General features: G+C 46.4%; 19 protein-coding genes. 10 read left to right on the forward strand and 9 right to left on the reverse strand.

The window, feature by feature from the left end:
• Positions 1 to 132: 132 nt before the first annotated feature.
• The 5 genes from EL210_RS02785 to EL210_RS02805 all read right to left on the reverse strand — a co-directional run bounded on the left by EL210_RS02785 (position 133) and on the right by EL210_RS02805 (position 5,674).
• Positions 133 to 1,968, reverse strand: a complete 1,836-nt coding sequence (locus EL210_RS02785; protein ID WP_018920634.1) for a 4-hydroxy-3-methylbut-2-en-1-yl diphosphate synthase — start codon at positions 1,966 to 1,968, stop codon at positions 133 to 135.
• A gap of 358 nt (positions 1,969 to 2,326) precedes the next feature.
• On the reverse strand, positions 2,327 to 2,833 hold the full coding sequence (gene purE, locus EL210_RS02790) for a 5-(carboxyamino)imidazole ribonucleotide mutase (RefSeq protein WP_004377954.1): 507 nt from the start codon (positions 2,831 to 2,833) through the stop codon (positions 2,327 to 2,329).
• Positions 2,834 to 2,879: 46 nt separating this feature from the next.
• Complete coding sequence (locus EL210_RS02795; protein WP_018920635.1) at positions 2,880 to 3,497, reverse strand: phosphatase PAP2 family protein; 618 nt, start codon at positions 3,495 to 3,497, stop codon at positions 2,880 to 2,882.
• 9 nt (positions 3,498 to 3,506) lie between these two features.
• Entirely contained in the window at positions 3,507 to 5,024 is a 1,518-nt protein-coding gene (gene rpoN, locus EL210_RS02800) for an RNA polymerase factor sigma-54 (RefSeq protein WP_018920636.1), read from the reverse strand.
• A complete protein-coding gene (locus EL210_RS02805; RefSeq protein WP_004373049.1) occupies positions 5,009 to 5,674 on the reverse strand; it encodes a hypothetical protein in 666 nt (221 codons plus the stop codon). Before EL210_RS02805 ends, rpoN begins: the two co-directional genes overlap by 16 nt.
• A 1,296-nt stretch (positions 5,675 to 6,970) precedes the next feature.
• Here EL210_RS02805 and EL210_RS02810 point away from each other — a divergent pair.
• The 9 genes from EL210_RS02810 (at position 6,971) to EL210_RS02850 (ending at position 17,635) form a co-directional block, all read left to right on the forward strand.
• On the forward strand, positions 6,971 to 7,378 hold the full coding sequence (locus tag EL210_RS02810; RefSeq protein WP_018920638.1) for a GxxExxY protein: 408 nt from the start codon (positions 6,971 to 6,973) through the stop codon (positions 7,376 to 7,378).
• 1,349 nt (positions 7,379 to 8,727) lie between these two features.
• Positions 8,728 to 10,038, forward strand: a complete 1,311-nt coding sequence (locus EL210_RS02815; RefSeq protein ID WP_025879842.1) for a histidine-type phosphatase — start codon at positions 8,728 to 8,730, stop codon at positions 10,036 to 10,038.
• A 35-nt stretch (positions 10,039 to 10,073) separates the two neighbouring features.
• Entirely contained in the window at positions 10,074 to 11,543 is a 1,470-nt protein-coding gene (locus EL210_RS02820; RefSeq protein ID WP_025879841.1) for an alkaline phosphatase family protein, read from the forward strand.
• Between the two features lie 73 nt (positions 11,544 to 11,616).
• On the forward strand, positions 11,617 to 13,095 hold the full coding sequence (locus tag EL210_RS02825; RefSeq protein WP_018920641.1) for an amino acid adenylation domain-containing protein: 1,479 nt from the start codon (positions 11,617 to 11,619) through the stop codon (positions 13,093 to 13,095).
• 57 nt (positions 13,096 to 13,152) lie between these two features.
• The gene (locus EL210_RS02830) at positions 13,153 to 13,398 is read left to right on the forward strand and encodes an acyl carrier protein (RefSeq protein WP_004373020.1); all 246 of its coding nucleotides are present in this window, start codon (positions 13,153 to 13,155) and stop codon (positions 13,396 to 13,398) included.
• A 20-nt stretch (positions 13,399 to 13,418) separates the two neighbouring features.
• A complete protein-coding gene (locus tag EL210_RS02835) occupies positions 13,419 to 14,789 on the forward strand; it encodes an MBOAT family O-acyltransferase (protein WP_026285968.1) in 1,371 nt (456 codons plus the stop codon).
• A 3-nt stretch (positions 14,790 to 14,792) separates the two neighbouring features.
• Positions 14,793 to 15,800, forward strand: a complete 1,008-nt coding sequence (locus tag EL210_RS02840) for a hypothetical protein (protein WP_018920643.1) — start codon at positions 14,793 to 14,795, stop codon at positions 15,798 to 15,800.
• Positions 15,801 to 15,920: 120 nt separating this feature from the next.
• Positions 15,921 to 16,877 carry a bifunctional diaminohydroxyphosphoribosylaminopyrimidine deaminase/5-amino-6-(5-phosphoribosylamino)uracil reductase RibD gene (gene ribD, locus EL210_RS02845; RefSeq protein WP_126370195.1) on the forward strand — a complete coding sequence of 319 codons (957 nt, stop codon included), beginning with the start codon at positions 15,921 to 15,923 and terminating at the stop codon, positions 16,875 to 16,877.
• Positions 16,868 to 17,635, forward strand: a complete 768-nt coding sequence (locus tag EL210_RS02850) for a YaaA family protein (RefSeq protein WP_018920645.1) — start codon at positions 16,868 to 16,870, stop codon at positions 17,633 to 17,635. Before ribD ends, EL210_RS02850 begins: the two co-directional genes overlap by 10 nt.
• A gap of 110 nt (positions 17,636 to 17,745) precedes the next feature.
• Here the strand turns inward: EL210_RS02850 and EL210_RS02855 are convergent, their stop codons facing one another.
• The 3 genes from EL210_RS02855 to EL210_RS02865 are packed head-to-tail and all read right to left on the reverse strand — an operon-like array spanning position 17,746 to position 18,589.
• Complete coding sequence (locus EL210_RS02855) at positions 17,746 to 18,156, reverse strand: PIN domain-containing protein (protein WP_018920646.1); 411 nt, start codon at positions 18,154 to 18,156, stop codon at positions 17,746 to 17,748.
• Positions 18,157 to 18,161: 5 nt separating this feature from the next.
• Complete coding sequence (locus EL210_RS02860) at positions 18,162 to 18,374, reverse strand: hypothetical protein (protein WP_018920647.1); 213 nt, start codon at positions 18,372 to 18,374, stop codon at positions 18,162 to 18,164.
• An 11-nt stretch (positions 18,375 to 18,385) separates the two neighbouring features.
• Positions 18,386 to 18,589: a hypothetical protein gene (locus tag EL210_RS02865; protein WP_018920648.1), complete on the reverse strand. Its 204-nt coding sequence runs from the start codon at positions 18,587 to 18,589 to the stop codon at positions 18,386 to 18,388.
• 5 nt (positions 18,590 to 18,594) lie between these two features.
• Between EL210_RS02865 and EL210_RS02870 the strand changes: the two genes are divergently transcribed.
• Positions 18,595 to 19,044 (forward strand): peroxiredoxin, encoded by a 450-nt coding sequence (locus EL210_RS02870; RefSeq protein WP_018920649.1) that lies wholly within the window; start codon positions 18,595 to 18,597, stop codon positions 19,042 to 19,044.
• 142 nt (positions 19,045 to 19,186) lie between these two features.
• Here EL210_RS02870 and EL210_RS02875 read toward each other — a convergent pair whose 3' ends face one another.
• Positions 19,187 to 19,843 carry a hypothetical protein gene (locus tag EL210_RS02875; protein WP_018920650.1) on the reverse strand — a complete coding sequence of 219 codons (657 nt, stop codon included), beginning with the start codon at positions 19,841 to 19,843 and terminating at the stop codon, positions 19,187 to 19,189.
• Positions 19,844 to 20,567 lie beyond the last annotated feature (724 nt).

A 20,567-nucleotide genomic window follows, 5' to 3' on the forward strand; every position in this document is an offset into this window, starting at 1 on the left:
TAGATATTACTCATCTTATTGACTGCCAACTTTGAAACTTGCAAGCTCGTCAACTTGTTAACTCCTTCCTTGTCTCTCAACCCCGTGAACTGCCAACTTCCATGCTTGTCAACTCGTCAACTTGTCTGCCAGTCAACTCTCCCTATCCTTTCTGATGAGTGCCAACAGATGTTCTACTGCCACTTCCTGCGGGATATTCTTTTCCACACAGACCTGTTTTCTGTAAAGACTCACGCGGTTAACTCCCGCGCCCACGTAGCCGTAATCGGCATCGGCCATTTCGCCGGGACCATTGACAATACAGCCCATGATACCGATTTTAAGGCCTTTCATGTCTTTTGTGGCCTCGCGAATGCGGGCAATCGTTTCGCGAAGGTCATAGAGTGTGCGGCCACATCCCGGGCAACTGATGTATTCAGTCTTGCTTGTACGGAGTCGTGCAGCCTGCAGAATGCCGAATGCAGTGTCGGTGATGATGCTCTGTGGAATGTCGCCATCGTTCATGAGCCATAGTCCATCGGTCAATCCGTCGACCATTAATGCCCCCATGTCTGCGGCAGCTTCGAGCTGGAAATCGCTCTTTTCGGCTGCTGTGTGACGATACATCTGTGCGAAAACCACGGGATTGAAGACGCCATTCTCCCACATTTCATGCACCAAGGCACGCTGTTCTGCCAGTCTGTTCTGGTGATTACTCATGCAGACAACCACGATTTCGGGATGCGCTTTGAGGCAGGCAAGATATTCTTCTGTCGGTGCACCAAACTGCAAAACAAGGAATTTCAAGTCGGCTTTTGCCATGGCTATGAACGGAACGGCAGTCATAGGGAAGATAGGATAGACGTTGGTTTTGTCGTCGAGCGTCATGTATTGGTCATAGTCGACAATGTATTTCTGACCTTCCTTGCGCTCTTTGAATTCCTGACCGGCATAGATGTAGTCGGCTTCCTGCTTGTTTCCACTCAGTGAAGAAGCGATGACTATGGGTGCATTGCTGCCTCCAATGCCTGCAACGGCACGTGTGAAGCGACGCTCGGAGCGTAGCCAGTTGAAGGCTTTTGCCTGAGTTCCCGGTACGAGCAGATGTCCCTGACGGCGGTTGATATAGTCAACTAAATGGCGGGCAACAGGAATTTCGGCCGCAGGTTCCTCGCTCAAGCTGACGCGAATGGTGTCACCGATGCCGTCAGCCAGCAGTGCACCGATGCCGACAGCACTCTTGATGCGTCCGTCTTCGCCCTCTCCTGCCTCGGTAACTCCAAGGTGAAGCGGATAGTTCATGCCCTCCTTGTCCATGGTTTCAACCAATAATCTGACCGAACGTACCATGATTATGGTGTTCGAAGCCTTGATAGAAATGACGACATTATCAAACTTCTCGCGCTTGAAAATGCGTAGAAATTCCATGCAACTCTCGACAATTCCCTCGGGAGTATCGCCGTAGCGGTTGCGTATTCTGTCGCTCAGACTGCCGTGATTCACACCGATGCGCACGGCCGTGTGATTGGCCTTGCAGATGTTGAGGAATGGAATGAGACGGTCTTCTATCTTCTTCAGCTCCGCAGCATATTCCTCATCAGTGTATTCCTGCTTGATGAATTTGCGGGCAGGATCAACGTAGTTGCCCGGATTGATGCGCACTTTCTCGGCATAAAGGGCAGCGACATCGGCCACATTCGGATTGAAATGCACATCGGCCACGAGTGGTGTTGTGTAGCCGTCGGCCCGCAGTTGTGCGTTGATAGGCTTGAGATTTTCAGCTTCCCGCGTGCCTTGTGTGGTCAAACGAACAAGTTCTCCGCCTGCTTTGATAATCTCTTCTGCCTGCTTAACGCATGCTTCCGTGTCGTTGGTATTGGTGGTTGTCATACTTTGCACACGCACAGGATATTCACTTCCCATGTCGATTGCACCTATACGTACGGTCGATGTCTCTCGCCGTTTGTATTGAAATAAATCTATGTTCATAATGTATAAGAAGCCTATTCAAAGCCTACCCCCGCCCCCTCCCAAGGGAGGGGAGGGCGGATTAGCGGATGATGGGCAGAATACTGATGTTTAAATTCATTTGTTTTATATGCTGATGCTTTCTTGCAATGCAGTGTTCTCTCTATTGATTAGCACCAAGAGAAAATAGGTTTACCCCTTCGTGAGTATCTATCCATGCCCATGTTGAAATGTAAATTCTCGGTTTCTGTATGTCTGATAAGAGGGATTAAAAATCGTCAATGACTTTAATAGATTCGTTCTTCCTCTCTTTTTGATATTCTTTGCAGGCTTCTCAAGCGCGCTCCCCCCTCCTTGGAGGGGTCGGGGGAGGCTTCTCTTAATCACATTTATACGTATACTTCACCTCTTTCAAGTCTTCATTTGCCTTCTCAATCTTCTTTCCAAGCCCCGCTTTCCATGCGTCAATCTTAGCTGCAACGGCTTCATCAGAGAGGGCAATCATCTCTGTTGCGAGGATAGCTGCATTCTGGGCAGCGTTCACTCCAACTGTTGCCACAGGAATACCAGGGGGCATCTGGATGATAGAAAGCATGGCATCGAGGCCGTCAAGCATACCTTTGATAGGCACACCGATTACAGGAAGCGGAGTCGAAGCAGCGATAACACCGGGCAGGGCAGCTGCCATTCCTGCTGCAGCTATAATCACTTTGATGCCTCTTTGCTTGGCATTGCGGGCGAAAGTCTCTACAGCTTCGGGCGTACGATGGGCAGAAAGCGCGTTCACCTCAAACGGAATTTCGTTGTCGTTGAGCCATTTGCAAGCCTTTTCCATGACTGGAAGGTCGCTCGTACTGCCCATAATGATACTGATAATTGGTGTCATGATTGTATGTTTTTAATTCGTTTATAATTTCATATTCAAGCAATGGCTATACCATGGATATCGTGAAGAAAGCTAAGAAGAAGCCGATGAGCCATGCCACCACAATCTGTGACAGCGTGTGTTGGCGCAACATCATGCGGCTTGTGCCTACAATACCCGATATAAATACTACCAAAGAGAACCACCAGATAGGGTTAAAGGTGAACAGAAAGGCAAAAGCGAGCAATGCACCTGCCACTCCTCCGATGGCCGCTTCATGCATAGAGACCTTCCACCAGACATTGATGAGGGCGCAAACCACCTGTATCAACACCGCAGCTACAAGGATGCTGCCCATGAAATGAGGTATATGAGCTATGCTCATGAGGTAGTAACACACCGAATAACACACGATTGAGATGACATAGGGCACCATTCTTCGCTCTCTCACGATGAAGTCGAAAGGCTTCCAACCTTGATAATGTCGGTAGAGGCGTATGATATAAGTGGGCAAGAGAATGGTAAACAGATAAACAAGACCCAGCACTGTGAGTTTATATCCTAATGGCATGAGCCCTAAATAACTGAAGAGAAACAGCGCGGCAAGGCCCACAATGGGTAGATAGAATGGTGTGAATACCATACTGAATATGCGTGCAGCCAATATAATATCTTTTTCTTTCATAGAATAAACCTACCCCCTTCTCAACCTCGCTACAGGTATATTCAGCTGCTCTCTGTATTTTGCAATCGTGCGACGAGCTATCGGGAAGCCTTTTTCTTTCATCAGTTTGGTCAATGCCTCATCGCTGAGCGGCTTACTTTTATCCTCTTTTTCGATGACAGTTTTCAGTGCAATCTTAATCTTCCGCGTTGACATTTCCTCGCCTTCTCCGGTAGTATAGGCATCCGTGAAGAAGAAACGAAGGGGGAAAGTGCCCCATCTGGTCTGCGCATACTTTACATTACTGACGCGACTTATCGTCGAAATGTCAAGTCCTGTCTTATCGGCGATGTCCTTTAATATCATGGGGCGCAAGTCACTTTCATCTCCGTCTTGGAAGAATTTCTTTTGCCAAGCGATGATAGCCTGCATGGTAAGCGTCAGTGTTTGACGGCGTTGCTTCACTGCTTCGATGAAACCTTGTGCCTTAGCCACCTTTTCTTTCGCATAGAGTAGCGCTTCCTTAGCCTGCCTACTCATGCCTTCCTTGTTGTTTCGGTAGGCATCTACCATTTCAGTGAACGAGGGAGAGACCTTCAAATCGGGGATATTCCCATGGTTGAGGCTGAAACTCACGGTGCCATCATCGGCCGTATCGACAATGAAATCAGGCGTAATCTGCTGCATGTTGCGTCCTTCGGTCTCGCCAAGTGATGCTCCCGGCTTCGGATTGAGCTTGCGGATTTCACGCTGAAGCATTTCCACCTGCGTGTCGCTGAGGCCGAGTTGCAGTTTTATTTTATCCCAATGTTTCTTGGTGAAGGCTTCAAAACATTCCTTGAAAATGCGCTCCATGACCTCCAAGAGGCGTGGACTGTGCCCACCTTCCCGGCGCATTCGCTTCACCTGGAGCAACAGACATTCTTGCAGGGAGCGTGCACCGATGCCGGCAGGATCCATGCCTTGCAACATTGTCAGCACCTTTTCAATCTCTGTTTCGCTCACATCGATATTGTGATAGATAGCCAATTCGTCGCTGATGCTGCCCAAATCCTTACGCAACAGACCGTCATCATCAAGGCTTCCGATGAGATATTCCATCACAGCATGCTCCTTGTCGGTGAGTGTGAGCATATCCATCTGCTCTTTCAGCTTGTCATAAAATGAGGTCGTGTCACCATATACCGTCTCCTCATAATCGGCATTATCGTGGTTGTTGGCATAGGGAGTCTGGGGCATTACATCATCACTGCCGATGTTTTCAAGGGCAGCATCAAGGGCATCCTGACGCTCCTCTTTCTCGTTCATGCTGTCGAAATCGTCGTTATCCTCGCTGTCTGAAAAGTCGTTCTCGCCCTCGTTTTCAGCCAATGTCATGTCACTGTCGTCCTTTTCGAGGGCAGGATTATCATCGAGTTCGGCGTTGATGTTCTCCTCAAGTTCAGTCAACGGCATCTCCAGCAGGCGCACCTGCAACATCTGTTGCTGTGAAAGGCGCATCTGTTGTGCCAGCTTCTGTTCTTGGGTTTGTATCAGTTTCTGTGCCATGATGTCTTAAAAAAATCTTTCATCTGTGTGGCTTCGCGTGCCAGTTCGTTGGGGTTGAGGTTGCCAAAGCGCTGCCACACATCGTGACAGGAGGCAAAGAGTTCGCTCACTTCAAATGCCATGCGGTTCAAGTAGGGGTCGCAGAGTTGGAAAATCCCCATGATTTCAGCCACTTTCTCTGGTTTTAAGCTTAGCAATGTGGCTAATTCCTTCACTTCGGGTGTGTCGCTGACCATCGTGATAGGCGTCAGTCGGAAATAGAGGTCGAGGATGATGATCAGGTGGAGTGGGGTCAACGAAGCATCCACTTGCAGCGGTCGGAAATCTGTTTGCCAGGTTTCTTCCTGACTGACACCGTCATAAAATTGCTGAGGATGATTGAACCCCCGCATCTTTCTGATGGTTTCGATGTCGCGTCGAAGCTGTTTCTGGTGTGTGGCAAAACGTTTCCAAAGCTGCTGCAGTGAGGCAGTTTCCCGCTTATCGAGCATCTTCATCTGCTCGTAAAGCTGCTTAGGTGCAACGTTTAATTCAAGGGCAAGGTCTATCATGGGCCGTGAGTAGAGCGGTTTCATGCCCACGGGCTTCCTGAGATACAGTTGCAATAGCGGCAACCAATACGCTTCCTGCCATTGAGATTGATTTGCCATGACATTTTAATCTTTCTGCAAAGATAAAGATTATCACAGACAAAACAAAGCAAAAATGAAAATAAATGAAGGGATAACTCTTAATAGAAAACTTCTTGACAAAACGCTCTCGTATTCTCCGTGAGACTCTTCTTCGGGCCGAAAACGCGCAGAATTTGCGATATTTCTAACTGTTTGTAAATCATATACTTGCATGAAACACGTCGTTATTTCTATTAAATATCTTCATGATTTGCGTCAGATTACCTTGTCATCTGCGTCAAGTTATGTACCATGTTGCGTCAAATCATGCACCAATCTGCATCAAAAAGCGTGCTGTTTTGCGTCAAGTTGCAATTGTATTCTCCTATTCTTGCATTGCCATTTCCCCTTTTCGGTCTTCTTTCCCGATATTTTCCGCTTTTTATTTTCCTGTTTCCTGTTTTTCAATCCCCGTTTTTTTCAGATGTTTTTTGACAAAGTATGTATTGAAATTCAGTCTGTCTTATTATCAAATGTCCCTTATATCTTCTGAAATCTGCAAGGGAAGTATTCCTAATGGAAACCTCCCCCGCCCCCTCCCAAGGAGGGGAGCACGAGCTTGGAGCGTCTTCTTAGGAAACAAAATGAATTAATTTACAGCCTAATAACCTTTATATTTTCTGAAATATTCTTAGATATTCTCGGATGTCGCCTGCGACAAGGAGGCCTAAAAACCAAGGGGAAAACCTCCTACCCGCTTCGCGGTATATCTTAGAAAATCGGAGAATATCTGAAAATAAGAGTTTATTTGTCTTCCAATAGCCCTTATATCTTCTATAATATTCTTAGATATTCTTGGATGTCGCCTGCGACGAGGAGAGCTAAAATGCAAGGAGAAGCACTCCTAATGGAAACCTCCCCCAGCCCCTCCCAAGGAGGGGAGAACGAGTTTGGAGCGTCTTCTTAGGAAATAAAATAAATTCGTTTATAAGCTGATAACCCCTATATCTTTTGAAATATTCTTAGATATTCTCGGATGTCGCTTGCGATGAGGAGGCCTAAAAACCAAGGGAAAGACCTCCTACCCGCTTCGCGGTATATCTTAGAATATTAGAGAATATCTGAAAATAAGAGTTTGTTTGTCTTCCAATAGCCTTTGTATCTTTTATAATATTCTTGGATATTCTCGGATGTCACCTGCGACGAGGAGAGCTAAAATGCAAGAAGAAAGTAGATAACGAGCATAAATCTAAAAGGATTAATGGAAATAAATACATGTACATATAATTTATTTCAAAGAATTACGTTCAAAGAGTAAACCAATAATCTTTTATCATGAACATCGTAGAATACAAAGAATTATCTAAGAAAATCATTGGTGATGCATTCTCTGTCTATAATGAATATAAAGGAGGATTACTGGAATCTGCATATCAGGCAGCATTCGTCTATTTACTCCGAAAGAATGGTTTTAAAGTCGAAGAACAGAAAGAACTACCTTTATTCTTTAGAGACGTCAGACTGTCTAAGACATATCGCATGGATATTGTTATCAATAATCAAATCATTTTAGAGTTAAAAGCGGTAGAAGAAATAAGGAAAGAGCATAGATTACAATTATTTCATTACATGCGCTTGACTCATATTCCGATTGGATTATTGATAAATTTCAGTTACAGTGATGGTGTACATTTTGAGAAATATCATTTTGATGAAACAGAGAACAGATGCAAGGCTTTCTGAATTATTGATGAAGTGATGTCCCCTAACCGTATTACAGTATATCTTAGGATGAACTATCCCGAAGTCTCTCCAAGTAGGGGAGCACGAGCTTGGAGTATTTTCTTAAGAAACAAAATGAATTCGTTTATAAGCTGATAACCCCTATATCTTCTGAAATATTCTTAAATATTCTCGGATGTCGCTTGCGACAAGGAGGCCTAAAAAACCAAAGGAAATACCTTCTACCCACTTCGCGGTATATCTTAGAATATCGGAGAATATCTGAAAATATGAGTTTGTTTGTCCTCCAATAACTCTTATATCTTCTATAATATTCTTAGATATTCTCAGATGTCGCCTGCGACGAGGAGAGCTAAAATGCAAGGAGAAGCACTCCTAATGGAAACCTCCCCCGGCCCCTCCCAAGGAGGGGAGTGCGAGCTTGGAGCATCTTCTTAGGAAACAAAATGAATTTGTTTATAAGCTGATAACCCTTATATCTTCTGGAATATTCTTAGATATTCTTGGATGTCGCCTGCGACAAGGAGGCCTAAAAACCAAGGGAAAGACCTCCTACCCGCTTCGCGGTATATCTTAGAATATCGGAGAATATCTGAAAATATGAGTTTATTTGTCTTCCAATAACCCTTGTATCTTCTATAATATTCTTAGATATTCTCGGATGTCGCTTGCAACAAGGCGGTCTAAACTGCAAGGAGAAGCACTCCTAATGGAAACCTCCCCCAGCCCCTCCCAAGGAGGGGAGTGCGAGCTTGGAGCGTCTTCTTAGGAAACAAATTGAATTCGTTTATAAGCTGATAACCCTTATATCTTCTATAATATTCTAAGATATTCTTGGATGTCGCTTGCGACGAGGAGGCCTAAACTGCAAGGAGAAGTACTCCTAATGGAAACCTCCCCCAACCCCTCCCAAGGAGGGGAGCACGAGCTTAGAGCGTCTTCTTAGGAAACAAAATGAATTCGTTTATAAGCTGATAACCCCTATATCTTTTGAAATATTCTTAGATATTCTTGGATGTCGCTTGCGACGAGGAGGCCTAAAAACCAAAGGAAAAACCTCCTACCCGCTTCGCGGTATATCTTAGAATATCGGAGAATATCTGAAAATAAGAGTTTATTTGTCCTCCAATAACCCTTATATCTTCTATAATATTCTTAGATATTTTCAGATGTCGCTTGCGACAAGGAGGCCTAAAATGTAAGTAGGAAGGCTCCTACCCGCTTCGCGGTACATCTTAGAATATTGGAGGATATCTGAAAAATAAGAATTCGTTGATCAGCCACTTGCAAGTTTTTATTTGTTGTTTTTTTTCTTTATGTTACGAAAAAAGATTTATCTTTGTAAGCGTATGAAAAGGAAAATGGTTATTCTATCGCTGATGACGTTCTGTCTCAGCGGCTTTGCACAGCAGGCAAAGCAAGACTTTAAGGCCAACAGACAACTGTCGGCAAGTAATTATTTAGCCTATCCCGGCCCACTTCAGAAGACACTTACGCCCGCTCCGAAAGGCTATGAGCCATTCTATCTGAGCCATTATGGTCGTCATGGAAGCCGCTGGCTCATAGGAAAACGCGACTATCAGCAGCCTGTGAAATGGCTTGAAAAGGCAGATACCTTAGGAAAACTCACACCGAAAGGACAGGAGGTGCTCCATAAACTGCGCCTGCTCCGCGATGCAGCAAAGGGCCGTGATGGTGAGCTGACACAGCTTGGTGCAGAGCAACACCGTCAGATTGCCGAACGAATGATGCGTAATTTCCCCGAGATATTCAAGGGAAAGACGCATGTAGACGCTAAGAGTACGGTGGTTATCCGCTGTATTCTGAGCATGGAAAACGCTTTGCAGCAGTTGGTTCGCATGAACCCGCAGCTCGATATCACCCATGATGCCAGCTATCACGACATGTATTACATGAACCATAACGACACTTCGCTCTTCAAACAGCGCATGCCGAAGGAAGCACGCGAGGCATATGATGCTTTCAGCAAACGCCATATTCACCCTGAACGTGTGATGCGTGAGCTTTTCAATGACGACAGTTACTGGCAGAAAGAGGTTAATTATAAAGAACTCTACAAAGCACTTTACAAGCAGGCCAGCAACATTCAGAGCACTGAACTGCGCCATAAGATGTCGCTCTATGACCTTTTCACAGACGACGAACTCTATGACCTTTGGGCCACAACCAATGCATGGTGGTATATCAACTATGGCCCTTCACCTCTCAACGGCGGTAAGCAACCCACCTCACAGCGCTTCCTTTTGCGCAAGATTGTCAGTGAGGTCGACAGCTGCTTGAAACTGAATCATCCCGGTGCTACACTGCGTTACGGTCATGACACCATGGTGATGCCGCTCACATGTCTGCTCAATCTCGACGACACGGGAATGCAGGTGGCCGACTTGGAGCAAGTAGCCATGCGCGGATGGAACGATTATCGCATCTTCCCTATGGCCTGCAACCTGCAGTTTGTGTTCTATCGTAAGCAGGGAAGTGACGACATTCTCGTCAAGATTCTGCGCAATGAGAACGAGGCTAAGCTGCCTGTCAAGAGCGATGTTGCCCCTTATTATCATTGGAAAGATGTGAGAGCGTATTGTGAAAGAGTAGCTTCTTCCCAGTCTCCTCAAGGAGGTAAGCCTGTACTTACAGACTAATCTATGAAGAAAAAGAACCATAAACCATAACTATAATGAAGAAAAACATTTTAATTCTATTGCTGTTGGCCTGCTCGTTCATGGGGCATGCACAGGTGAACCGACCGAAATTGGTCGTCGGAATAGTGGTCGATCAGATGCGTTGGGACTATCTCTACTACTACAACAAGGAGTTTGTGGAGGGTGGTTTCAAGCGACTTCTGGCTGAAGGATATAGCTGTGAGAACACCATGATACCTTATATTCCCACGGTTACAGCCATTGGTCACTCGAGTATTTACACCGGTAGTGTCCCTGCTTTGACAGGAATTCTCGGCAATAGCTTCTTTATCAATGGAAAGAACACCTACTGCTGTGGCGATGACAACGTGCAGAGTGTGGGCAGTAGTTCCAAGGAAGGCAAGATGTCGCCACGCAATCTGCTGGCTTCAACGATAGGCGATGAATTGAAATTGGCCACAGATTTCAAGTCGAAGGTCATTGGTGTGGCCCTCAAAGACCGTGCTGCCATTCTGCCTGCAGGCCATAGTGCCGATGCCGCTTATTGGTGGGACACAAGTGCCGGCCATTTCGTTACGAGCACTTACTATATGGATAAGCTGCCTTCATGGGCTGTTGAATTTAACAAGAAGCATCTGCAGAAACCCGGCTCTGACATTAAAAGCAAACCGCAAGGCGTCACCATGACGTTCGATATGGCTGAAGCTGCGTTGAAAAACGAACGACTCGGCTTGGGAACAGAGACCGATATGCTCGCTGTGAGCGTATCTTCTACCGATATTATCGGCCACATGTACAGCACACGTGGCCCCGAAATCCACGATGTCTACATACAGCTTGACCGCGATCTTGCCCGCTTTTTCAATACTTTGGATGCTCAAGTAGGCCGTGGAAACTATCTTGTGTTCCTCACAGCCGACCATGGTGGCTCGCACAATCCTAACTTCATGCGCAATCATAAGTTAGCTGCCGGTGGTTTTGCAGGCTGGAATTTGACGAAGGAAATCAACAAAGAACTGCAACAGTCATTTGGAACGAAAGCCAATTTCATCTTGGGCGAGAATGCACTCCGCATCTATTTCGACCGCAAGAGCATTGCTGAAGCTGGATTGGAGTTGGCAAAAGTGAAGGCCAAAGCAAAGCAACTGCTCGAAAAGAAAGAAAACATCACCTATGTGGTCAACTATGATAATGTGGCTACACAACCCATTGCACAGCCTATCCGCGAGCGTATCATCAACGGATATAGCCGTGAACGCGGTGGCGATTTGCTCATCATCACCAATCCCGGGTGGGTAAATTGCCCATCAAGTCCCGACTATAAAGGCACAAACCATGGTCTTTGGAACCCTGACGACAGTCATATCCCATTGATATTCATGGGTTGGGGCATCACTTCGGGTGCCACTTCGCATCCTACCTCCATGACAGATATTGCACCGAGTGTGTGCAGTATGCTGCATATTCAAATGCCGAATGCCTGCGTAGGCAATCCTGTTTTTTAATATTTTTAAGTCCTTGGAAGCGCCATAATCTTGCATTTTGATGTAACTTTGCATTTACTTTATAATCAAGGAAATGATCAAAGAAAGCCAAAATGCACAGCTTGTGGCGCTTCTTCATGACAGTCTGTTGGCCCATACATCGCAGAATGCCTTTTGCATTGACGATAAAATGTGGACTTACGGACAGCTGATGAAGCGTGTTGCAGCTATCCGTTGCGCGGTAAGAGAATGCGAAAGTATCATCGGTTTGGTGGCCAACGACGACTTAAACACCTATGCTTCCATACTCGCTTTATGGATGGAAGGCCGTTGCTACGTACCTCTTCATCCGCTTCAACCCTTGCAACGCTGCAATGATATCATCAGTCAGGTGGACATCAAGACCATTCTTGACTCGGGTGAAAGCACGCGTTACGACAGCGAGGGTGTCATCATGACGGCCCAACTGCCTGATGCCGACAAATTAGATGCCCCTTGCGAGGTCGACAAAGATGCTCCGGCATATATCCTTTTCACTTCTGGAACAACAGGACGGCCCAAGGGTGTGCCCGTTACTTTCGGCAATGTGGAAGCTTTTTTGGAGGCTTTTGCCCAGTTGGGGATTAGTCTTTTGCCCGAAGATCGCTGCTTGCAGATGTTTGATTTGACTTTCGATCTTTCGGTGGGCAGCTATCTTCCACCGCTGATAGCAGGCGCTTGTGTCTACACGGTGCGTCTTAGCAGCATTAAATGGCAAGAGGTTTTCCGCCTGATGGACGACTACCGACTCACCGTTACGCTTATGGTTCCCTCGGTTATCCATTATCTTCGTCCTTATCTCAGCGAGCTTTCGGCTCCCGACTTGCGCTATTCGCTCTTCTGTGGCGAGGCATTAATGGTTGATGATGTGGTGCCATGGAAGCAGGTGGCAAGTCATGCTACGGTGTGGAATGTGTACGGGCCGACCGAAAACACCATTTACTGTACGGCCTATCGTGTGGGCAGTCACGACATCAAACAGCACAATGGCGTGGTCAGTATCGGTAAAGCGATGTTGCATACCCACACGATGATTGTCGACAGCGAGCATCAGAAAGTGGTGCAAGGCGATACAGGCGAGCTTTGTTTAGCAGGCGATATGCTCACTCCGGGCTATTGGAATGATGATGAAAAGAACCGTCAGGCTTTCTTCTCTGACGGCAAACGCCGCTGGTATCTGACGGGTGACATCTGCCGTGAAGATGAAAATGGCGACATCGAATACGTGGGACGTAGCGACTCTCAGGTAAAGATACAGGGCTATCGCATTGAACTCAGCGAGATAGAAAGCGTGGCCCGACGCTATTATGACCAGCAGACAGCCGTGGTTGCTGTTGTGCTGGGAGAACAGAACAACCAGACTATCAACTTGGTTGTAGAGTGCAATGATGACGGAAGCAGTGAGCAGTTGCAAGACTTCCTGCGGCAATATCTGCCCGCTTACATGCTGCCTTCGCGCGTGGTTTTCATGCCGGTTTTCCCGCAGAATGCCAATAATAAAATCGACAGAAAACGCATTAAGGAAAGCATTTAGCAGGAGAACGCACATTTTGAAAAAACTAAAAAAGGACTTATAAAAATAAGAAACAGAATGGAAAAAAACGAAATCATGCAGGCTTTGAATGGCATTTTCTCTGCCGTGTTGAACCAAAGTAACCTGCAACTTTCTGAAAATATGACCACCGATGATATCGAGAACTGGGATTCTCTGACCAACATGACCATCATCAGTGAGATAGAAAAGCGTTGGAACATCCACTTCAAGCTGCGCGATATCATCCGTATGAAGAACATTGGCGACATGGCTGATGCTGTCATCAGCAAGAGTCAGCAATAAAACGACAGACAGATTGCATCATGGAGTTTATCTCAATACCGTTTGTCACCTGCATGCTGGTGGCCTTTATCCTGTATTATGCCTTTAGAAAACGACGCCAGCAACATGCTGTTCTACTCTTGGCGAGCGTGGTTTTCATTGGTTATTACCACCTTACTTATCTGCTGACGGCCGTTGGCATCACGCTTTTCACCTTCTATGCAGGCCGTCGTATTCATGCCAATGTCAACACTCCGAAGGCCGGTTGGTGGCTTTGGACCTCGGTGGTAGCCCTGGTTGGCTTCTGGCTTGTGGCCAGATACTACTTCGATTTGTTTCCACTTGGCATCTCTTTCTACACGTTCCAGGCCCTTTCCTACCTCATAGAAATCTATTGGGAAGAGGAACCCGAAGACGATTTCATCGACTTTTCGCTCTACATGTTGCTTTTCGTGAAGTTCCTTTCCGGACCAATCGAGCGTGCTTACGACCTGTTGCCACAGTTTAAGAAAGCACATGCGTTCGACTATCAGCAGGTGGTTGGCGGACTGAAACTCGTGGCATGGGGAGTTTTCTTGAAGCTTGTCATCGCCGACCGCATAGGCCCTTCGCTCGACAGTGTGCTCGACAACGTGCGCCAGGCATCGGGAATGCAGCTGCTGCTCGCCACGCTTCTCTATCCCATTCAGCTCTATGCCGACTTTGCCGGCTATACAGCCATGGCGCTTGGATTAGGCCGAATGCTCGGTTTCAAGCTGCAACCCAACTTCAACCGACCGTTTATTTCAACGTCTACGGGCGAACTTTGGCGCCGTTGGCATATCTCATTGTCAGCGTGGGTGCGTGATTACGTGTTCACTCCACTGAATGCTTCGCTGCGCTCATGGCATCGCTGGGGCATCTATGTGTCGCTGTTGGTGACGTTTGTCAGCATCGGTGTGTGGCATGGGGCAGGGTGGACATTCGCCTGCTACGGTCTTTTTCAGGGCATTCTAATCATCATCGAGACCCTTTTGGGCAAGCGCAGAGAGCGCCTTTACAATGTCTTCGGACAGCGTGTAGGGCGCGTGTTGATGATTATTCGCACCTATCTGTTCTTTGCCTTGTCGCTGCTTTTCTTCCGTATAAGTTCGGTTTCCGACGTGCTCTATACCTATCGCCACCTCTTCGACGGTTATCTTTCATCGGTGAAAGAGTTGAGGCTCGAGCTTTCCGACTATTATTGGATTGTCTTTGCAGTGGCCGTTGTATTGATGTTTGTCATCGAAGCAGTCAATGCCCGACGTGACCTCATCGAGTCGAGCAGCCGTTGGCGTGCGCCCATTCGCTGGACTTGTTATTTCGCAGTGGTGCTGATAGTGCTGTTCTATGGTGCTTTCGGCGTTGAAAACTTTATTTATATTCAGTTCTAAGCCATGGAAAAGAAGCATAAACTATTGACATTCTATGTGAAATGCCTCGTCATCAGCCTGCCTGTACTATTGCTCGTGGCCTTCTATGCCTATAAGGATCCGTTCATGGTGTTGCGCAGTTATGCGGATTACGACCATTCCTGGGTGGTGCAGGATGAGGGTGCCGTGGCTTGGAAAAAATACAAACAGCAAGGCCGAAGCTGCCATTACAACTCGTTTGTGATGGGCACTTCGTGCACGAAAGCCTTTCCATGCTCCATTTGGCAGCGCCATATCAACGGGCATCCATTCCGCTTTTTCAGCAATGCAGAAGGCTTGGGAGACGTCAGTCTGAAGCTCGAAGCCCTTGAAGGACAGCCGGGACAGAAGATTGAAAACCTGTTGTTGGTCGTCGAACGCAGTTTCTTTGAGAAAGAAAGTGCCCAGGGCGGCATCATGCATCTTATGCCTCCGGAGGTGACGGGCAAGAGTTGGGCAAGCTATCAGACGGAGTTTCTGCAGAGTTTCTTCTATCCGAAGTTCCTCGTTCCCTATCTGAAATATGCCTTTACAGGCTACCGTGACCCCAAGGCCTCAGGCGTATTCTATGACAATTTGCCGTCACGCGACCGCGTCACCAACGAGGCATTGCTGCCCGAGGAGGCCGAAATCAAGCGTTTAGGTGAGCGCTATTGGCAGCAGGGCGAATGGAATTCGGAGAGCCGAAAGCCGCGTGAGACCTCGCTTGCACCGCGTGTCTTGGGCGAAAGACAAATCAGAATGCTGGCTGATTTGCAGAATTTCTGCGAACGCCACCACACGAATTTGAAGATGGTTATCGGCCCAAACTATCAGCGGGAGCGCTTCAATCCGGATGATTTAGACATACTTCTGCATATTTTCGGCCCGCAGTGCGTCTATGACTACTCACACGACGACCGCTTCATTGACTTCCATGACTATTATGACATGAGTCATTATCGGGCCAGGGTGGGCGAAGCCATCATGAAAGAGATATATGGAAAAAGGTAGATGCGGTGTCAATCCAGCCACACTGCAAAACAATAACTCACACAAACTCCATCCTATTAAAAGATAAAAAATGGGGGTTTGCCACGCCTAATCAAAGATTTTTCAGTAAGTTTGCAGCCTATGGAGCATGAATACTACATGAAACGCTGCCTGCAACTGGCAGAGAACGGACGGCAGAACGCCAAGCCCAACCCCATGGTGGGTGCTGTGATTGTGGCACATGACCGCATCATCGGCGAAGGCTATCACGTCAGATGCGGCGAAGGACACGCTGAAGTGAATGTCTTTGCAAGCGTCAGACCGGAAGATGAGAGGCTGTTGCCCGAGGCCACAATCTACGTGTCGTTGGAGCCTTGCTCACATTATGGCAAGACGCCACCCTGTGCAGATCTCATCATCTGCAAGGGCATAAAGCGATGCGTCTGCGGTTGTGTTGACCCTTTTGCCAAGGTGCAGGGACGTGGCATTCAGCGCATGCGCGACGCCGGTATTGAGGTCGTTGTGGGCGTCATGGAAGCGGAATGCTTGGCCTTGAACCGCCGTTTCATCACGTTCAATGCTTTGCATCGGCCGTATATTCTCCTGAAATGGGCACAGACAGCGAATGGTTTTATCAGCAAAAAAGACAGTCCGCTGCAGCTTTCTACGCCTGTCACACAAATGCTTGTGCATCAGTTGCGGGCCGAAAATGAAGCTATTCTCGTAGGCCATACCACCTTCTTGACCGATCATCCCCGCCTTGACGTGCGCCAATGGAGTGGTTGTAATCCCGAACGTATCGTGCTTTCGCCGACTATGGCAGCACGAAAAGAGCGGCCGGAAGGCTGGACTGTCGCAGCAACCATTGATGAAATCATCGCTCATCTCTATGCCGATAAAAAACAAAGTCTCGTTGTAGAAGGGGGCAGAAAGACGCTGCAGGCTTTCATCGAACGCGGACTTTGGGACGAAATCCGAGTGGAGACGGCTCCGATAATGATAACAGAAGGCGTGGCAGCTCCACATTTCCCCACGCATGCGCATATAGAAAAAACAGAATATATTGACGGAAACCAAATCATCACCCTATGCAGATAATCCTCGCTTCAGCCAAGAACATGAATGCCAAGACAGCCGTAAAAGTGCCTATAGAGACTCAACCTGCCTATGAAGCCACGGCCGAACGCTTTGCCTTGGAAATGAGTTCGTGGCCTGTGGAAACGTTGGCTGAAGCCTTTCATTGCAGCATGTCGATAGCTTTAGAGAATCAGTTGCGCTTTCAGAGTTTCTTCAATGACGATGAAAAAATGCCTGCTTTGTTAGCCTACAACGGTCATGCTTACAAGTACCTGCAGGCACCTTCGTTCTCTGAAGCCGACTTCCGATTTGCCCAAAGCCACCTGTTTATCACGTCATTCCTGTATGGTCTGCTGCGTCCGTCAGACAAAATCCATCCTTATCGCATGGAGGCCAAGGTGCATCTTCACGCTGCTGAAGACCAAAACATGTTTGCCTTCTGGCGCTCACGCCTTACAGATGCACTCATCGAAGCCGTTAAGAAAGATGATGGTGTGCTGATACATTTGGCTACCGAGGAATATGAACATCTCTTCGATTGGAAACGCGTTTGCCGCGAAGTAAAGGTTGTTCAGCCCCTGTTCTACGTGGAGAAAGGCGACAGCATGAAGGTCGTTTCAGTCTATGCCAAGCGTTGTCGCGGCGCCATGACACGCTGCATCATCCAAAACAAATGGCACCAGCCCGATGAACTCCTTGCTTTCAACGAAGCAGGCTTCAGCTATCAGCCGCATTACGGCGATGAACTTCATCCGCATTTCATATTCAAACAAACATAAACTAATAGGAAGAAATTAGGATATTCAGGAGATATTACGACTCTTTTACTTGCGTTACTTAAATAAAAATCAATGAGAATATAGCAAAATCAACTATTCACAGCAACACATTACAAGCCACCTACAACTTTCATAAAATCCTGAATGGAGATAATCTGCACTTTAGGGAATGGAATTTCTTTTAGTACATCATAGTGATGATCATTGGTTACAACATATCTTGCACGGGCAACAATCGCACAATCAACAAACTTATTGTCATCAGGATCAGCCTTGATAAGTTCAAAATGATAATAAGGTGTGAAGAATTCTGTAAATGGACTGTTGATAATAGTCTTCACAATATACTCTGAAACCTCATATCCTACAAGCTTTTGGAGAATCTCAATATACTCTTCAATGATTTCATTTGTTATGCAAAGTCGATTTTCTCCCGATACAAAGGACTCCCACACAGCATGGTATTTGCTGCGAGGTGACACGCTTTGTATCAGGCAATTTGTATCAAGTACTATGCGCATGTTTCCTACAATGCGTGAAGATCGGTTTCATTAATATCGTCCAGGCGCTTTTGGTCAAGCTGTCCGGTATCCCATAACCAATCAAGTGCCTTATTCATTTTTTTAGAATAATAGTGATAAAGCACTTCTTTCAGTTCTTCAAGTCCCTCTTCTGATTTGTCAATTTCAAACATTTTCAACAAATGAATCTGGGTAGGATTGAATACAGTTGTTTCCATAATCATTACCTTTATCTGCCACAAAGATAAGCAATCTTTTCTATTTTGCATCTCTTCATGCCGTCTTTTTTCTCAAATTCACCATTGTTTAATCCCATGAGATAAATTATCTTGGAAAAGGTTGAAAGTGTCAATAAGAAGTCGTATCTTTGTCCATGACAGGCTAACTGCCACTTTCGGCAACGGCTGACATAGGAAAACAAACATAATCCCATAACGTATGATTGAAATAGGACAAAGACTTCCCGAGGTTTTAGGCGTTGACCAAGACGGTAAGGAATGGAAACTGAGTGATTTTAATGGCAAGAAATTAGTGCTGTACATCTATCCGAAGGACTCTACCCCAGGCTGTACCAACGAGGCGTGTAACCTCCGTGACAACTACAAGCGCTTCATTTCAGAAGGTTATGCCGTATTGGGATGCAGCACACAGGATGCCAAATCGCACCATAAGTTCATTGAAAAATACGACCTTCCTTTCCCACTTCTCTGCGACACAGAACTCAAACTCGTGCAGGAACTCGGTGTATATGGCGAGAAAAAGATGGCCGGACGCACATACATGGGCGTGTACCGCACCACCTTTATCACGGATACCGAGGGCACAGTGACCCGCATCATCGGACCAAAAGAAATCAAAGTGAAGGCTCACGCCGAGCAGATTTTGTAGAAAGGAGAGCCTTTCCAACCCTTTGCTATCCTCGTTTTGCAAGCTCAATGAACAGCAACTGCCGATTCCCTAAAGAAGAGGGAGGCTCGAAGTATGTATCCATGAGTAGGCATGTGCCGACCTTTTAAGTCTGCACAGCTTGCTATATGCTCCGTTTCATATCTCTTGTGACATGGAAATTCTTACTCCCCGGGCGAGCTTCAACCATGTAAACAGCGCCCGGGAGAAACTCCATGGTGATGTCTTTCGTATAGACAATGTCCATGGCAGCATATCGCCTAAGCTTCCGATAGGTATAGAATTGAAACGTTACCTTATGCTTTCCCGCAGCAATAAAGCGCCCGTCAAACCATGAAAAGCTTACACCGCGCCCATTGTTTATACCATCAATGCTGCCTATTGACACCCCTTTGACTTTGAATGTATGATTGACTGCCTGCAACATCAACCTACTTCGTTTGGGATTGCGATGCAACCACACAGCCTTTTCATACTTGAAAACGAAGCATATCAAAAACGAAAGCAAAATCACTGCACTCAAAGACACTGCCGGAAACACTCCATACTCGAAGATATTAGGAAAAAGTTGTTGCAATTCGTGGTTGTAACGGACTGACAAAACAACACTCACTACGGTGAGAAACGTAGCTGCCAGAATGCCCAGAATGGCCTTTACGCGCAACGTTACCATACTGGGGAGCGTGTGGACAGGCGAAAAATGAAAGACAAGAAAGAAGACAGCAATCACCAATGCGGATGCTCCTAACAGCACAAATATATGCTCAACGAATGACTCCATAATATAATTCTTAGGAAACGAAAATTGAGAACCAGCTTCATCTCACAGCCTATAGGCAAAAGACAAGACATTTTTAATAATTCTCTTCTTAGACTCCAGCTGCAAAGATACATTTTTTCTTTCTCTTTCTGCAAGTCTGAAAGTATTTTTTCTCACTTGAAACGTCCCACTTTCATGTAAAGAAACTTATCCGGTTTTTAACACTTCCAGACACCACCAAACAGAAATGAAAACGCGCTTTCCATGCTTGGGCGAAACCATTCTATGGCTTCGGCATCATCACTCCTATCATCTTATGCTGCAATCTGACGCTAATCACCGCGCAACTAAAGTCATTTTACCGTGCAAAGTGACTCAAGTTACAGTGTAATTAGCGTCAAGTTGCATGGTAAAGTGAGTCAAGTTACAGCGGGATTTAATAGAGATTGTCATATGATAGGGTATATATTGTTCTACGGATTATCTATTATTATACGATGACAATGGATGTTATGTCGTGCGATGAGTGCCATGCTGGGCTATCCCGACTTTCGTTCCTATGGATGTCAATGGATATTATGTTGTACGATGAGGCATTTTTTATGTAGCAATTCGGTACGAGTTATGCTTTTGAAAGTGTGGCAAGATAACAGACGAGATATGAGCCTGTAACGTAACTGCGTAGCAGTTATGCTTTTGAAAGCCCGCGGTTGGCGAGGAACGAGCCAACCTCGGGGGAGTGGTA

The sequence above is a fragment of the Segatella oris genome, from assembly GCF_900637655.1.
Taxonomy (GTDB): Bacteria; Bacteroidota; Bacteroidia; order Bacteroidales; family Bacteroidaceae; genus Prevotella; species Prevotella oris.

What these genes read in the sequence shown, in the direction of transcription:
- EL210_RS02785 (WP_018920634.1), bottom strand. Translation starts at nt 1,968, where the DNA reads ATGAACATAGATTTATTTCAATACAAACGGCGAGAGACATCGACCGTA.
- purE (WP_004377954.1), bottom strand. Translation starts at nt 2,833, where the DNA reads ATGACACCAATTATCAGTATCATTATGGGCAGTACGAGCGACCTTCCA.
- EL210_RS02795 (WP_018920635.1), bottom strand. Translation starts at nt 3,497, where the DNA reads ATGAAAGAAAAAGATATTATATTGGCTGCACGCATATTCAGTATGGTA.
- rpoN (WP_018920636.1), bottom strand. Translation starts at nt 5,024, where the DNA reads ATGGCACAGAAACTGATACAAACCCAAGAACAGAAGCTGGCACAACAG.
- EL210_RS02805 (WP_004373049.1), bottom strand. Translation starts at nt 5,674, where the DNA reads ATGGCAAATCAATCTCAATGGCAGGAAGCGTATTGGTTGCCGCTATTG.
- EL210_RS02810 (WP_018920638.1), top strand. Translation starts at nt 6,971, where the DNA reads ATGAACATCGTAGAATACAAAGAATTATCTAAGAAAATCATTGGTGAT.
- EL210_RS02815 (WP_025879842.1), top strand. Translation starts at nt 8,728, where the DNA reads ATGAAAAGGAAAATGGTTATTCTATCGCTGATGACGTTCTGTCTCAGC.
- EL210_RS02820 (WP_025879841.1), top strand. Translation starts at nt 10,074, where the DNA reads ATGAAGAAAAACATTTTAATTCTATTGCTGTTGGCCTGCTCGTTCATG.
- EL210_RS02825 (WP_018920641.1), top strand. Translation starts at nt 11,617, where the DNA reads ATGATCAAAGAAAGCCAAAATGCACAGCTTGTGGCGCTTCTTCATGAC.
- EL210_RS02830 (WP_004373020.1), top strand. Translation starts at nt 13,153, where the DNA reads ATGGAAAAAAACGAAATCATGCAGGCTTTGAATGGCATTTTCTCTGCC.
- EL210_RS02835 (WP_026285968.1), top strand. Translation starts at nt 13,419, where the DNA reads ATGGAGTTTATCTCAATACCGTTTGTCACCTGCATGCTGGTGGCCTTT.
- EL210_RS02840 (WP_018920643.1), top strand. Translation starts at nt 14,793, where the DNA reads ATGGAAAAGAAGCATAAACTATTGACATTCTATGTGAAATGCCTCGTC.
- ribD (WP_126370195.1), top strand. Translation starts at nt 15,921, where the DNA reads ATGGAGCATGAATACTACATGAAACGCTGCCTGCAACTGGCAGAGAAC.
- EL210_RS02850 (WP_018920645.1), top strand. Translation starts at nt 16,868, where the DNA reads ATGCAGATAATCCTCGCTTCAGCCAAGAACATGAATGCCAAGACAGCC.
- EL210_RS02855 (WP_018920646.1), bottom strand. Translation starts at nt 18,156, where the DNA reads ATGCGCATAGTACTTGATACAAATTGCCTGATACAAAGCGTGTCACCT.
- EL210_RS02860 (WP_018920647.1), bottom strand. Translation starts at nt 18,374, where the DNA reads ATGGAAACAACTGTATTCAATCCTACCCAGATTCATTTGTTGAAAATG.
- EL210_RS02865 (WP_018920648.1), bottom strand. Translation starts at nt 18,589, where the DNA reads ATGGGATTATGTTTGTTTTCCTATGTCAGCCGTTGCCGAAAGTGGCAG.
- EL210_RS02870 (WP_018920649.1), top strand. Translation starts at nt 18,595, where the DNA reads ATGATTGAAATAGGACAAAGACTTCCCGAGGTTTTAGGCGTTGACCAA.
- EL210_RS02875 (WP_018920650.1), bottom strand. Translation starts at nt 19,843, where the DNA reads ATGGAGTCATTCGTTGAGCATATATTTGTGCTGTTAGGAGCATCCGCA.